Origin of the sequence: Mesorhizobium sp. WSM2240 (genome assembly GCF_040438645.1) — a bacterium.
In the GTDB taxonomy this organism is placed as follows: Bacteria; Pseudomonadota; Alphaproteobacteria; order Rhizobiales; family Rhizobiaceae; genus Allomesorhizobium.
In genome coordinates, this window is the sequence record NZ_CP159253.1 from 3050733 (window position 1) to 3063661 (window position 12929).

Here is a 12929-nt window from a genome sequence, read left to right on the forward strand (position 1 = left end):
CCGGCTACGCCCAAGGGCACCGATAGCCTGCCGGCACCATAGCCGACCACAAGTCGAAGATTGCCGCGGGGCAACTGGAAACGACGGTGGGCGTTACCCTGACAGGCCGGACAGGATAAAGTTAGCGTCCGCAAACCGGCGGTTGAGGAAGCCCACCATGATGAAGCCAATGAACGAAGAGCACCTCGCTATTCTATGCAGGCACATGGTCGAGATGATTGCAATTCATGTCGATCTTGCGAGCGAAGAACTCGGCAAGGCGGTTCTCGATGAGCGGGTAATGGCAGCGATGCGGCGGGTGCCGCGGCATCTCTTCGTGCCAGCTTCGGTTGCTCCTTACGCCTACCAGGACATGCCGCTGCCGATCGGCTTCGATAAAACCATCTCGCAGCCCTTCATAGTCGCTCTCATGACTGACCTGCTTGCGCCCCAACCGCACGAGGCAGTGCTCGAGATCGGTACTGGCTTAGGCTACCAAACCGCAATTCTCGCGGAACTCGCCGGACACGTTTGGAGCGTCGAAATCATCGAGGAATTTGTAAGCCATGCCCAAACTCTCCTGCAGGCCCTCGGCCACGCCAACGTCGGCATCCGTGTCGGAGACGGGTCTCGCGGCTGGCTTGAGCACGCACCGTTCGACAAGATCCTGGTCGCCGTGGCGGCTGAACGGACGCCGCCGGCCTTGCTTGAGCAGCTCAAGCAAGGGGGCCGATTGGTACTGCCTGTGGGACCTGAGGAAGCACAATTTCTAACTGTCATCGACAAGGATGCGGCAGGGAAGCTCAAGACTCGGAAACTAATCCCGGTTCGGTTCAGCCGGCTCGAAACGGTCTAAAAGGTGCAGACATCGGGTGCGATCACGCGTTTCGGGTGCCCACGCTAGTGGCAGGATTCCGCGCAACGCAGTCCTGCAATGCCTATCCTCGGCATCGTGAGAGACCAAGGCGCGCTTCGCCTTGGATGCGCCAACAGACACTCGTCTGGGCGTAGTCGACGCGGAAGAAATGCCCCGTTCGAAGGAGAAGGAGATCGGGCGTCTCGGTGAAGCTCTTCTCGCATTCCGCGATAAACAGACGGTCGAACGCTACGGATACAGCTACGGATGAAGGACGGGGAACCAACAGGGCACCCCTATTTGCCCGATTTGTGAAGCAAACGGATACTCGATCCTAACCGCTGCGCCAAAAAGTTGCGAAGCCGCCTCTCTAAGGAAGCGAAAAGAGCGCGGTGTGATCCACGCCTATTTCTATACACAGTGCCGGGCTAGCCGATCACCGCCCCTCGACAGCCTCCGAGCAGCCTCGTCCGCCGGAAAAGAGGAAGGATTGGCCCTCACCGCCATCGGCTCGCCATCGAGGCCTTCGCCGCCCCTCACCCGTTGGCGCGGGCGACCGCTCTTTTGGCCATCACGACAATCAGGTTCGCCCGGTAGTCGGCCGAGGCGTGGATGTCGGTCATCAGGCTGTCCGCAGGCACGCTGATTCCGTCGAGCGCCGACGGGTCGAAATTGTTGGCCAGCGCGGCTTCGATTTCGCTCGACCGGAATACGCCGTCGTCGCCGGCGCCGGTGACGGCCACCCTCACCCCGCTTTCGCCCTTGGCCACGAACACGCCGACGATCGCGTAGCGCGAAGCGGGGTTGCGGAATTTCTCGTAGGCCGCCTTGGCCGGCGCGGTGAAGCGCACCGCGGTGATGATCTCGCCCTCGTCCAGCGCGGTTTCGAACTGTCCGGTGAAGAAGTCGTCGGCCGCGATCTCGCGACGGTCGGTGACGATTGTCGCAGCGAGCGCCAGGAGCGCCGCCGGATAGTCTGCCGCCGGGTCGTTGTTGGCGATCGAGCCGCCGATCGTGCCCATGTGGCGGACATGCGGATCGCCGATCATGCCGGCGAGCCTCGCCAGCGCCGGGCATGCAGCCTTGAGGCCGGCGTCGGTGGCGACTTGCGCATGGGTCGTGCCGGCGCCGATGGTGACGGTCGAGCCGGAGACCGAGACACCCTTGAGTTCCGCTATCCGACCGATATCCACCAGGTCGGAGGGTGCTGCTAGCCTGGTCTTCATTGCCGCGATCAGCGTCATGCCGCCGGCGAGCAGTTTGGCGTCGCCCTGACCGATCAGTTTCGCGGCATCGGCGACGGAAGCGGCGCGGTGGTAGGTGGTGGAATACATGTGGTTTCTCCTTCCGGAAGTGAAGCAGGCAGTAGGGAGTAGGCAATAGGCAGGGTCAAATCCCGTGTTGCCGCGCTCCACTTTCCCCTACTGCCTACTGCCTACTCCCTACTGCCTCAATGTCTCGTCGCTTGCCGGATCGCCGCCCAGACCTTCTGCGGCGTCGCCGGCATGGTCAGTTCGTCGGTGCCGATGGCGTCGGTGATGGCGTTGATGACCGCGGGCGGCGAGCCGATCGCGCCCGCCTCGCCGCAGCCCTTGATGCCGAGCGGATTGCCCGGGCACGGGGTGTTCGAGGTCGAGACCTGGAAGGACGGCAGATCGTCGGCGCGCGGCATGGTGTAATCCATGTAGCTCGCCGTCAGAAGCTGGCCGCTGTCGGGATCGTAATGCGCGCCTTCGAGCAGCGCCTGGCCGACGCCCTGCGCGATGCCGCCATGCACCTGGCCCTCGACGATCATCGGATTGATGATGTTGCCGAAATCGTCGGCGGCCACGAACTGGACGATTTTCGTCACGCCCGTATCCGGGTCGATCTCGACCTCGCAAACGTAGCATCCAGCCGGGAAGGTGAAGTTGGACGGATCGTAAAAGGCGGTTTCCTTCAGCCCCGGCTCAATGCCGCCCGGCAGATTGTGGGCGGTGTAGGCGGCGAGCGCCAGTTGGAACCAAGGCACCGACTTGTCTGTGCCGGCGACCTTGCAGGCCCCCTCCTCGATGACGATGTCGCTTTCGTCGGCCTCGAGCAGATGCGCCGCGATCTTCTTCGCCTTGGCCTCGACCTTGTCGAGCGCCTTGACGACCGCGCTCATGCCGACCGCGCCCGAGCGCGAGCCGTAGGTGCCCATGCCCATCTGCACCTTGTCGGTGTCGCCATGGACGATCGAGACCGAATCGAGCGGCACGCCGAAGCGTTCGGAGACGAGCTGCGCGAATGTGGTTTCGTGGCCCTGGCCATGGCTGTGCGAGCCGGTCAGAACCTCGATGGTGCCGGCCATATTGACGCGCACTTCGGCCGATTCCCATAGCCCTACGCCGGCGCCGAGCGAGCCGACCGCCGCCGACGGCGCAAGCCCGCAGGCCTCGATGTAACAGCTCATGCCGATGCCGCGCAGCTTGCCGGCCGCCCTCGCCTGCTCGCGCCGCTTCTCGAAGCTGGCATAGTCGGCGGCCTTCATCGCCGCGTCGAGCGAAGCCGCATAGTCGCCGGCGTCGTAGCACATGATCACCGGCGTCTGGTGCGGGAACGAGGTGACGAAATTCCTGCGGCGCAGCTCCGCCGGCGACATGCCGAGTTGCCTCGCCGCCACCTCCATCAGCCGTTCAATCACGAAAGTCGCTTCCGGACGGCCAGCACCACGATAAGCGTCGACCGGCGCGGTGTTGGTGTAGATCGCCTTCACATTGGCGTGGATGGCCGGGATGTCGTACTGGCCCGACAGCAGCGTGGCGTAGAGGTAGGTCGGCACGCAGGAGGAAAACAACGACATATAGGCGCCGAGATTGGCCTGGGTCTCGACCTTGAGGCCGAGGATCCTGTGGTTCTCGTCGAACGCCATTTCGGCATGCGTGGCATGGTCGCGGCCATGCGCGTCGGTCAAGAAGCTTTCCGTGCGGTCGCCGACCCATTTGACCGGGACGCCGGTCTTCTTCGAGGCCCACAGGCAGACGATCTCTTCCGGATAGATGTAGATTTTCGAGCCGAAGCCGCCGCCGACATCGGGCGCGATGAGCCGCAACTTGTTTTCGGGCGCGACATTGTAGAATGCGCTCATCACCAGCCGCGCAAGATGCGGGTTCTGGCTTGTCGTCCAGCAGGTGTAGTGGTCCTCGCCCTTGTCGTAATGGCCAAGCGCTGCGCGCGGCTCCATCGCGTTCGGAACCAGCCTGTTGTTGGTGATGTCGAGCTTGACGATGTGCGCCGCTTTGGCGAAGGCGGCGGCGGTTTCGTCGGCATTGCCGAGATCCCAGTCGAAGATCAGATTGTTTTCGGCTTCCGGGTGGAGCTGCGGCGCGCCGGGTTCCAGCGCCTTGCTTACATCTGTTACAGCCGGCCGTTCATTGTAGGTGACCTCGACGACCTCGGCCGCGTCGCGCGCCTGGCCCTTGGTATCTGCGACCACGATCGCCACCGCATCGCCGACATAGCGCACCCGGTCGACCGCCAGCGGCGACCACGCGCCCATCTTCATCGGCGTGCCGTCCTTCGAATGGATCATCCAGCCGCAGATCAGATTGCCGATGCCGTCGGCCTTGAGTTCGCGCCCGGTGAGCACGCCGACGACGCCGGGCATCGCCTTCGCCGCCACGACGTCGATGCTGGCGATATCGGCATGTGCGTGCGGGCTGCGCACGAAGGCCGCATGCCTCATTCCCGGCAGGACGAAATCGTCGACATAGCGCCCGGCGCCGGTGATGAACCTTTTGTCTTCCTTGCGCGCCACGCGTGCGCCGATGCCTTCAATTCCCATCTGAGTTCTCCTCCAGAACTGAATAAGCGAATAGGCAGTAGGCAGTAGGCAGTAGGAAAGACAAATTCAGATCACGATCTGGGAGAAATGCGAGAAAATTTTCTACTCCCTATTCCCTACTGCCTACTGCCTATTCCTTCTCATGCCGCCTTCGCCTTGCCGCTCGACATCGCTTCCGATGCCGCCAGTATCGCCTTGACGATGTTGTGATATCCGGTGCAGCGGCAGATATTGCCTTCCAGTTCCGCCCGCACGGTCGCCTCGTCGAGGCCGTCGGGATGGCGCGCGATCATGTCGGTGGCGGCCATGATCATGCCCGGCGTGCAGAATCCGCATTGCAGGCCGTGATGTTCCTTGAACGCCGCCTGCACTGGATGCAGTTCAGCGCCGTTGGCAAGCCCCTCGATGGTGACGACCGTCGAGCCCGACGCCTGAGCGGCGAGCATCGTGCAGGATTTGACCGCCTTGCCGTCGACATGGACGACGCATGCGCCGCATTGCGAAGTGTCGCAGCCGACATGGGTCCCTGTCAGGCCGACATGTTCGCGAAGATAATGCACCAGCAGCGTGCGGTCCTCGACCACTCCGCCGACCTGCCGGCCGTTCACCACCATCGATACTTCCGACATGTTCCCTCCTCGGCACGTTCGGCCGCCAGGATACGCGGCCCGGACCGAAATCATACACGGCTATCGAAGCGGGGGAAGATGCTTCTTCTTTTATCCGACCGGGCCAGCCGCACGGGCAGGACCGTGGCGGTGGCGCGGCGCGTTGGTTCGTGCCAAGTTTTTGGGCAGAAACACGGCCGGTCCGCTCCCCTGCGCTGGACGGGATCGGCGTCATCACCGACGAGGCACACAAATGAGCGAGATCATCCTGCACAATTACTACCGCTCCTCGACCTCCTACAGGGTGCGGATCGCTCTGGAGATGAAGGGGATAAAATATCGCTACGTGTCGCATCACCTGCGCCTGGGCGAGCATCTCGAGCCTGCCTATCTGGCGGTCAACCCGCAAGGCCTGGTGCCGGCACTGATCTGGAACGACGGCGCGCTGCTCACGCAATCGCTGGCGATCATGGAGTTTCTCGATGAAATCCAGCCGCAACCGCCGCTGCTGCCAACTGACGCTTTAGGACGCGCGCGGGTGCGCATGCTGGCGCAAATGATTGCCTGCGACATCCATCCGGTGAACAATCTGCGCATTCTGACGGCGCTACGCATGCTTTACGGCGCCGGCGACGAGGACGTCGCGAACTGGTTCCGGCATTGGGTCAACGAAACCTTCCATCCGCTTGAAAAGATTCTGGCGGAAAGTCTGGAGACCGGGAAGTTCTGTCATGGCGATACGCCGGGCCTGGCCGACATCTGCCTGGTCGCGCAGGTCGCCAACAATGCCCGCTTCAACCTGGACATGACGCCGTACCCGGCGATCTCGCGGATCAACGCGGAATGCTCGTCGCTGCCGGCCTTCATCAAGGCCGCACCCGCCAATCAGCCGGACGCGGAATAAGCACGCGCCGCCAAGTCAGGTTGCCAAGTCAGGTTGCCGCCTTTTTGCGGCGCTCGTAGAGCATCACCAGTGTTTCGGCGATCAGCGCGAGCCGCTCCTCGCCTTCGATCTCGACCGTGTTGCTGGCCTTCATCAGATACTGCCCCGGCCCCTTGTTCTCGATCGACATCATCGTGGTGCGCAGCCTCACCCGCGCGCCGGATCTTACAGCAGTGATGAACCGCACCTTGTCGAGACCGTAGTTGAAGGCAGCCTGGGTGTTTTCCGGCACGACACCAAGATCTTGCGCGAGTGCTGCAACCAGCGACAGCGTCAGGTAGCCATGCGCGATGGTCGTCCGGAACGGGCTCTCCCTTCTGGCGCGCTCGGCATCGACATGGATCCATTGATGGTCGCCGGTGCAGTCGGCGAATTTGTCGATCATCGTCTGGTCGACAGTGACCCACTCGGACACCCCCAGTTCCTTGCCGACAAAGTCGTCGAGCGTGGCAAAGGTCATTGTCGCCATGGTGTATGTCTCCGCATCCGCTGCAATCTAGCCTCGCAGTCAGCCGCTTGAAAAGCCGCGCGCGTTTTCCAAGCGGTTGGTCAGCGTCGCGGCGGCTGGAACCGCTGCCGGTAATGGCGCGGCGTCAGACCCTTCAGCGCCTTGAACTGGCGATTGAAATTGGCCAGCGAATTATAGCCGACGGCCTCCGCTATATGGGCGATCGGCTTTGCGGTCGCGGTCAGCATGGCGCAAGCCTCGCCGATCTTCATGCGGATCAGATAATCGGAGATGGAGAGCCGCATGTGTCGCCTGAACAGCCTGTGCAGGCCCGACGGGCTGAGCGCGGCGATGTCGGCCAGATCGTCGACCGACAGGCCGGTGGCGTAGTTGAGATGGATGTGATCGAGCACGCGATCGATGCGGGCGCGGTCGCCGTCGGCCGGACGCGCCACCACCATGCGGCTCGCCAGCGTCTCGCTGGCCTCGTCCCTGGCGAGCACGCTCAGGACCTCGATCAGGCGCAGCAGCCTTTCGTCGGGCGGGCGGGTGAACAGGTCCTCGATCGCCGGGCGAACGCGCTGCGCGCATCCCGGCGAAAAGCTTAGGCCCGCGGCCCCACGCTCCAGCATGGCCACGACATGGCCGAATTCGACGAACGCGTCTCCGAGCGCTGCCGCCCATTGCGCGCTGAACCACATGACCAGCGCAACATGCGGCCGGTCCGGGTCGATCTTGTCGCTGGAACTCCATGTGTGCGGCAGATTGGGCCCGACCAGCACCAGATCGCCGTCGTCGAACGAGGCGGTGTGGTCGCCGATGAAGCGCTGGCCACGAGAATTCAGCGTCAGCGTCAGTTCGAACTCCGGATGGTGGTGCCACTGAAATGGAATTTCGGCATCGAGCCGCCGGTTGAGCATCGCCCATGATGCGCCGGGCTCCGGTCTGACTTTTTCAAGAAAAGGCTTCATTGCGCCCAACAGCAGTCAAAGACGCCAGAATAGTATCGGAATGTGCGCCGACAATACAACATTGGCGGCTGCGGCGCGGTACCATTCGCCATCATCGCCATTGGAGGCGGAACCATGGGAGAGAGACATGCAGCCGCAGGTTCAGAGAGATGCGCATCCTTCCACGCGCCAGGTCACCACGCAGCTCAAGGACATCCAGAAGAAGCTGCCGCTCAGGGTGCTGAGCGAGGAAGACTGGCAGCACTGGATTTCGAGGGGCTATGTGATTGTGCGCGATGCGGTGCCGCAGGAGAATGTCCGGCGGCTCGTGGATCTGCTCTGGGAATTTGACGAGAAGGATCCCAACGACCCCGAGACCTGGTACGCGCCGCAGCGCCGCGACCACATCATGAAGGAACTGAACGGCACCGGCATGCTGGAGATCTACAATCACCAGTATCTCTGGGACAACCGGCAGGTCCGGCGCATTTATGATGCGTTCGTCGACATCTGGGATCGCGAAGACCTGTGGGTGACGATCGACCGCGCCAACCTCAATCCGCCCAAGCGCACGCCGGGCAATGTCAACGGCTTCATCCACTGGGACGCCGACACTTCGCTCGATCCGCTGCCGATCGGGGTCCAAGGTGTCTTGTCGCTGGTCAGGCAGGACGGCGACATTGGCGGCTTCCAGTGCATTCCCGAGCTGTTCTACGGCTTCGACGAGTGGGTGAAGACGCAGCCGGCGGACCGCGACCCGATGCACCCTGACATCACCGGGCTGACCATCACCAATATCGAGATGAATGCCGGCGACCTGCTGATCTTCAACTCGTTGCTGGCGCACGGCGTGCGGCCGAACCGCTCGAAGGATCGGGTGCGGATGGCTCAATACATCTCGATGCAGCCGGCCGACGAGGACGACGTCATCGAGCGCGCGACACGCATCAAGATGTGGCGCGAACTGGAAAGCCCGAAACGCGACGCCTTCCCCGGCGATCCGCGCGATTGGGAAAAGAAGAACGCCAAGACGGCGGCGCTCACCGAGCTCGGCGAAAAGCTGCTTGGGCTGAAGAGCTGGCGCTGAGCCGCCTGCTTTCGACCGCCGGGCTCAGACGATGCGCTGGCCGCTTTCGGGATCGAAGAACACGGCCTTGTCGAGGTTGAAGACCAGCCGCGCCGTCTCGCCGGCCGCGACATTGGCGTCGGCGCGAAGCCGCGCCGTGACCTGCCTGTCACCCAGGCGGGTGACGGCGAAAGTGTCGGAACCGGCCGGCTCGACCACCTCGATCAGGCATTCACCCTCGGCCAAATGCTTCGCGTTGCGGTCGGCTCCGTCGCGGTCGGTCAACGCTTCCGGCCGGATGCCGAAGATCGCCTCGCGCCCGGCATGCGCGGCAAGCCCGGCCGGCGGATTGGGAATGGCGAGCACCAGCGGCTCGCTGCCATTGCGCGCTGTCGAGATCGAGACGGCGGGTCCGTTGCTTCCGATTGTTACCGGAACCAGGTTCATGGCCGGTGAGCCCATGAAATCGGCGACAAACAGGTTGGCCGGATTGTTGTAGATCTCGGCCGGAGTACCGGACTGCTGCAACAGCCCGTCCTTCAGCACCGCGATCTTGGTCGCTAGGGTCATCGCCTCGATCTGATCATGGGTGACATACACGATGGTGGTTCCCATGCGCTGGTGCAGGCGCTTGATCTCGGTGCGCATATCGACGCGCAGTTTGGCGTCGAGGTTAGACAGCGGCTCGTCGAATAGAAAAACCTGCGGGTCGCGCACCAGCGCCCGGCCGATCGCGACGCGCTGGCGCTGGCCGCCGGAAAGCTGGCTCGGCCGGCGATCGAGCAAATGGCCGATCTGCAGCATGTCGGCCACCTGGCCTATCGCCTTGTCGCGCTCGGGTTTTGGGACGCCGCGTATCTCCATGCCGAAGGCGATGTTCTGCGCCACAGTCATGTTGGGATAGAGCGCGTAGGACTGGAACACCATGGCGATATCGCGCTGGGACGGGTGCAGCCGATCGACCACGCGCCCGCCAATGCTGATCGAGCCTCCGGTGATGGTTTCAAGACCGGCGATCGAATTGAGCAGCGTCGACTTCCCGCAGCCGGACGGCCCGACCAGCACCAGAAAGCCGCCCTCCTCGACGTCGAGGTCGATACCCTTCAGCACCTTCACATTGCCGAAGGTCTTTTCGAGATTGCGGATTTCCAGGAATGCCATTGTCCGTCTAACCCTTCACTGCGCCGGCCATGAGGCCGCGCACGAAATACCGCCCGGACACCACATAGACGACCAGCGTCGGCAGTGCCGCCAGGATCGCACCGGCAAAATGAACATTGTATTCCTTCACACCGGTCGACGAGGAGACAAGGTTGTTCAGCGCCACGGTCATCGGTTGCGAGTCGAAATCGCCGAAGGATGCTCCGAACAGGAAGTCGTTCCAGATGTTGGTGAATTGCCAGATCACGGTGACGACGATGATCGGCCCCGACGAAGGCAGAAGGATGCGCCGGAAGATCTGGAAGAAGCTGGCTCCGTCGATCTGCGCAGCCTTGACAAGTTCAGTCGGGAAAGCCGCGTAATAATTGCGGAAGAAAAGGGTGGTGAAGCCAAGACCGTAGACGACGTGGATGAGCACCAACCCCTGTGTCGTGCCGGCGATGCCGAGCAAACCAAGAATTCGGGCAGCCGGAATTAGCGCGATCTGGAACGGGATGAAGCAGGCGAGCAGCATCAGGCCGAAGACCAGATTGTCGCCGCGGAAACGCCATTTGGTCAGCACGAAGCCGTTCAGCGCACCGAGAAGCGTCGAGATCGCGACGGCGGGAACGACCATCAGTATCGAGTTCATGAAATAGGGTTTGAGGCCGGTCGCCTGCACGCCGATCTGCGCGGTCGACCAGGCGGTGAACCACGGTTCGAAGGTCAGCCCACTCGGCAGCGCCAGCATGTTGCCGTTCCGTATCTCGTCGAGCGGCTTCACCGAATTCACCACCATCACGTAGAGCGGCAGCAGGTAGTAGATCGCGAAGAGGATCAGCGCGATGTAGATCAGCCCGCGCGCCAGCCTGTCGATGTTGGCGGCATTGTCCGGCGAAGGAGCACTCATGCGCGCGGCCCTCCCCTCAATTCGGAATAGAGGTAGGGGATGATGATCGAGAAGATCATGACAAGCATGATGATCGCCGACGAGGCGCCGATGCCCATGGAATTGCGGGTGAAGGTGTAGGAATACATGAAGGTGGCAGGCAATTCGGTCGCCTGCCCCGGCCCGCCGCCGGTCAGCGCCACGACGAGGTCGTAGGATTTGATGGCGAGGTGGGCAAGCACAACAAAGGCCGACAGGAAGACCGGCCGCATCAGCGGAATGATGATGCGGCGGTAGATGGTGACGGTCGATGCGCCGTCGATCTGCGCCGCCTTGATGATCTCGTTGTCGACCCCGCGCAGGCCGGCGAGGAACATTGCCATGACGAAACCCGACGATTGCCAGACCGCGGCGATGACGACGCAGTAGATCGCCAGGTTGCGATCCTTGATCCAGGTGAAGGCAAAACTTTCCCAACCCCAGAGATGCATGGTGTTCTGAAGGCCGATGCCGGGATCCAGGAACCATTTCCAGGCCGTGCCGGTGACGATGAAGGAGAGCGCCATCGGATAGAGATAGATCGGCCGAAGGAAACCTTCGGCACGGATCTTCTGGTCGAGCAGGATCGCCAGGAACAGGCCGAGCACCGAGCAGATGATTATGTAGAGCGAGCCGAATATGCCGAGATTGGTCAGCGCCCGCCACCAATGCGGCAGCGCCCACAGTTTCCTGTAATTCTCGAGGCCGACGAAACCGTAGGACGGCAGCATCTTGGAATCGGTCAGCGACAGAAAGCCGGTGTAGAGGATGAAGCCGTAGACGAAGAGCAGGATGGCGGCGAAGCTCGGCGCGAGCACCAGCCGCGGCACGGCATCCTGCAATCGATTGCGTATCAGCATGGCTCACCGGTCCGCCAGCGCTGCGGCGGGCGCAGGGGCATTTTGGGAGAATGGAAGACGGAGCGCGCTTCCACGCGCCCCGCCTGGTGGAGACTTTACTGAGCCGCCGCGACCGCGGCTGCGAGTTCAGCCGGCGCCTCGTCAGTCGAGAGGTCGCCGTTGAAGTGACGGGTGATGACGTCATACATGGCGTTTTTCACTGCGGCCGGGGCCGAGTGGCCATGCGCCATCGAACCGAACAGCGAACCGTTGGCATTGGCTTCCGCGAGGTCAGCCATGCCTTTCTTGCCGCAATCGTCGAAATCGGTGTTGGGCACGTCGGTGCGTGCCGGAACCGAACCTTTGACTACGTTGAAGGCAGACTGGAAGACAGGGTCCTCGATGGCCGAAGCCATTGCGAGCTGCGCCTTTTTGCTGTCCTCGCCGACCTTGAACATCATGAACTGGTCGGAGTTGAAGGTGACCGCCCCTTGCGTGCCGGGGAAGCGGATGCAGACGAAGTCCGTGCCCGGCTTCTGATTGGCCTTGAGGAATTCGCCCTTGGCCCAGTCGCCCATGAACTGCAGCCCGGCCTTGCCTTCGATGACCATCGCGGAAGCGAGATTCCAGTCGCGGCCGGAGAAGTTGTCGTCGACATAGGACCGCAGCTTCTCCATGCGGCCGAAGGCTTCCTTCATCTTGTCGCCGCCGAGCGCGGCGGGATCGAGGTCGATCATCGAAGCCTTGTAGAAGTCATTGCCGAGCGACAGCACGACGGCGTCGAAGATGGTCGCATCCTGCCAGGGCTGGCCGCCATGCGCGACCGGCGTGATGCCGTTTTCCTTGAACTTGTCGAGGAGCGCGATGAGTTCGTCCCAGTTCTGCGGCTCCTTGCCGCCTGCCGCGTCGAGGGCCTTCTTCGAAATCCAGACCCAATTGGTGGAGTGCACATTGACGGGCGCTGCGATCCACTTGCCGTCATGCTTGGAGAAGTTCTGCAGCGCGGTCGGGATGACTTCGTCCCAGCCTTCGGCGGCGGCGACCTCGCTCAGATCGCCCACGACGCCCTGATTGGCCCAGTCGGTGATGTCGAAGCCCAGCGCCTGCACGGCGGTCGGCGGATTGCCGGCGGTGACGCGGGCGCGCAGCGCGGTCATGGCGGCCTCGCCGCCGCCGCCGGCGACCGGCATGTCGGACCAGGCGACGCCCTTGGATTCGAGATCCTTCTTCAGGACCTCGAGCGCGGCGGCTTCGCCGCCCGAGGTCCACCAGTGCAGGACCTCGACATTGTCGGCCGCCTTGGCGGCGCCGGCGGTCAACGCGATCAGCGCCGCGCCCGCGGCGAGTTTCGTGAGCATTCGAATTGA

Annotated in this window: 12 protein-coding genes; 3 read left to right on the plus strand and 9 right to left on the minus strand. The window is 62.8% G+C overall.

What is annotated here, in order from left to right; translation table 11 throughout:
* The first annotated feature begins 160 nt into the window (after positions 1-160).
* Positions 161-835: a protein-L-isoaspartate(D-aspartate) O-methyltransferase gene (locus tag ABVK50_RS14960; RefSeq protein WP_353645926.1), complete on the plus strand. Its 675-nt coding sequence runs from the start codon at positions 161-163 to the stop codon at positions 833-835.
* 536 nt (positions 836-1371) lie between these two features.
* Here the strand turns inward: ABVK50_RS14960 and ABVK50_RS14965 are convergent.
* From ABVK50_RS14965 to ABVK50_RS14975, 3 genes are all read right to left on the minus strand, one after another.
* A complete protein-coding gene (locus ABVK50_RS14965) occupies positions 1372-2169 on the minus strand; it encodes a xanthine dehydrogenase family protein subunit M (protein WP_353640816.1) in 798 nt (265 codons plus the stop codon).
* A 116-nt stretch (positions 2170-2285) separates the two neighbouring features.
* Positions 2286-4640, minus strand: coding sequence for a xanthine dehydrogenase family protein molybdopterin-binding subunit (locus ABVK50_RS14970; protein ID WP_353640815.1), 2355 nt, complete (start codon positions 4638-4640; stop codon positions 2286-2288).
* Between the two features lie 140 nt (positions 4641-4780).
* The gene (locus ABVK50_RS14975) at positions 4781-5269 is read right to left on the minus strand and encodes a (2Fe-2S)-binding protein (protein ID WP_353640814.1); all 489 of its coding nucleotides are present in this window, start codon (positions 5267-5269) and stop codon (positions 4781-4783) included.
* Positions 5270-5501: 232 nt separating this feature from the next.
* Between ABVK50_RS14975 and maiA the strand changes: the two genes are divergently transcribed.
* Positions 5502-6152 carry a maleylacetoacetate isomerase gene (gene maiA, locus ABVK50_RS14980; protein ID WP_353640813.1) on the plus strand — a complete coding sequence of 217 codons (651 nt, stop codon included), beginning with the start codon at positions 5502-5504 and terminating at the stop codon, positions 6150-6152.
* Positions 6153-6180: 28 nt separating this feature from the next.
* On the opposite strand, the gene ABVK50_RS14985 is transcribed toward maiA, so the two are convergent.
* The gene (locus ABVK50_RS14985) at positions 6181-6660 is read right to left on the minus strand and encodes a MaoC family dehydratase (RefSeq protein WP_353640812.1); all 480 of its coding nucleotides are present in this window, start codon (positions 6658-6660) and stop codon (positions 6181-6183) included.
* A gap of 80 nt (positions 6661-6740) precedes the next feature.
* Positions 6741-7610: an AraC family transcriptional regulator gene (locus ABVK50_RS14990; protein ID WP_353640811.1), complete on the minus strand. Its 870-nt coding sequence runs from the start codon at positions 7608-7610 to the stop codon at positions 6741-6743.
* Positions 7611-7737: 127 nt separating this feature from the next.
* Here ABVK50_RS14990 and ABVK50_RS14995 point away from each other — a divergent pair, with 127 nt between their 5' ends.
* Entirely contained in the window at positions 7738-8676 is a 939-nt protein-coding gene (locus ABVK50_RS14995; RefSeq protein ID WP_353640810.1) for a phytanoyl-CoA dioxygenase family protein, read from the plus strand.
* Between the two features lie 24 nt (positions 8677-8700).
* Here ABVK50_RS14995 and ugpC read toward each other — a convergent pair whose 3' ends face one another.
* The 4 genes from ugpC to ABVK50_RS15015 all read right to left on the minus strand — a co-directional run bounded on the left by ugpC (position 8701) and on the right by ABVK50_RS15015 (position 12920).
* Positions 8701-9816 carry a sn-glycerol-3-phosphate ABC transporter ATP-binding protein UgpC gene (ugpC, locus tag ABVK50_RS15000; protein ID WP_353640809.1) on the minus strand — a complete coding sequence of 372 codons (1116 nt, stop codon included), beginning with the start codon at positions 9814-9816 and terminating at the stop codon, positions 8701-8703.
* Between the two features lie 7 nt (positions 9817-9823).
* A complete protein-coding gene (locus ABVK50_RS15005) occupies positions 9824-10705 on the minus strand; it encodes a carbohydrate ABC transporter permease (RefSeq protein WP_353640808.1) in 882 nt (293 codons plus the stop codon).
* Positions 10702-11583, minus strand: a complete 882-nt coding sequence (locus ABVK50_RS15010; protein WP_353640807.1) for a sugar ABC transporter permease — start codon at positions 11581-11583, stop codon at positions 10702-10704. The genes ABVK50_RS15005 and ABVK50_RS15010 overlap by 4 nt, the downstream gene beginning before the upstream one ends.
* A gap of 95 nt (positions 11584-11678) precedes the next feature.
* On the minus strand, positions 11679-12920 hold the full coding sequence (locus ABVK50_RS15015; protein WP_353645925.1) for an ABC transporter substrate-binding protein: 1242 nt from the start codon (positions 12918-12920) through the stop codon (positions 11679-11681).
* Positions 12921-12929: the final 9 nt, after the last annotated feature.

Excerpts from the sequence above, each read along its gene's own strand:
- ABVK50_RS14960 (WP_353645926.1), top strand. The coding sequence starts at position 161 with ATGAAGCCAATGAACGAAGAGCACCTCGCTATTCTATGCAGGCACATG.
- ABVK50_RS14965 (WP_353640816.1), bottom strand. The coding sequence starts at position 2,169 with ATGTATTCCACCACCTACCACCGCGCCGCTTCCGTCGCCGATGCCGCG.
- ABVK50_RS14970 (WP_353640815.1), bottom strand. The coding sequence starts at position 4,640 with ATGGGAATTGAAGGCATCGGCGCACGCGTGGCGCGCAAGGAAGACAAA.
- ABVK50_RS14975 (WP_353640814.1), bottom strand. The coding sequence starts at position 5,269 with ATGTCGGAAGTATCGATGGTGGTGAACGGCCGGCAGGTCGGCGGAGTG.
- maiA (WP_353640813.1), top strand. The coding sequence starts at position 5,502 with ATGAGCGAGATCATCCTGCACAATTACTACCGCTCCTCGACCTCCTAC.
- ABVK50_RS14985 (WP_353640812.1), bottom strand. The coding sequence starts at position 6,660 with ATGGCGACAATGACCTTTGCCACGCTCGACGACTTTGTCGGCAAGGAA.
- ABVK50_RS14990 (WP_353640811.1), bottom strand. The coding sequence starts at position 7,610 with ATGAAGCCTTTTCTTGAAAAAGTCAGACCGGAGCCCGGCGCATCATGG.
- ABVK50_RS14995 (WP_353640810.1), top strand. The coding sequence starts at position 7,738 with ATGCAGCCGCAGGTTCAGAGAGATGCGCATCCTTCCACGCGCCAGGTC.
- ugpC (WP_353640809.1), bottom strand. The coding sequence starts at position 9,816 with ATGGCATTCCTGGAAATCCGCAATCTCGAAAAGACCTTCGGCAATGTG.
- ABVK50_RS15005 (WP_353640808.1), bottom strand. The coding sequence starts at position 10,705 with ATGAGTGCTCCTTCGCCGGACAATGCCGCCAACATCGACAGGCTGGCG.
- ABVK50_RS15010 (WP_353640807.1), bottom strand. The coding sequence starts at position 11,583 with ATGCTGATACGCAATCGATTGCAGGATGCCGTGCCGCGGCTGGTGCTC.
- ABVK50_RS15015 (WP_353645925.1), bottom strand. The coding sequence starts at position 12,920 with ATGCTCACGAAACTCGCCGCGGGCGCGGCGCTGATCGCGTTGACCGCC.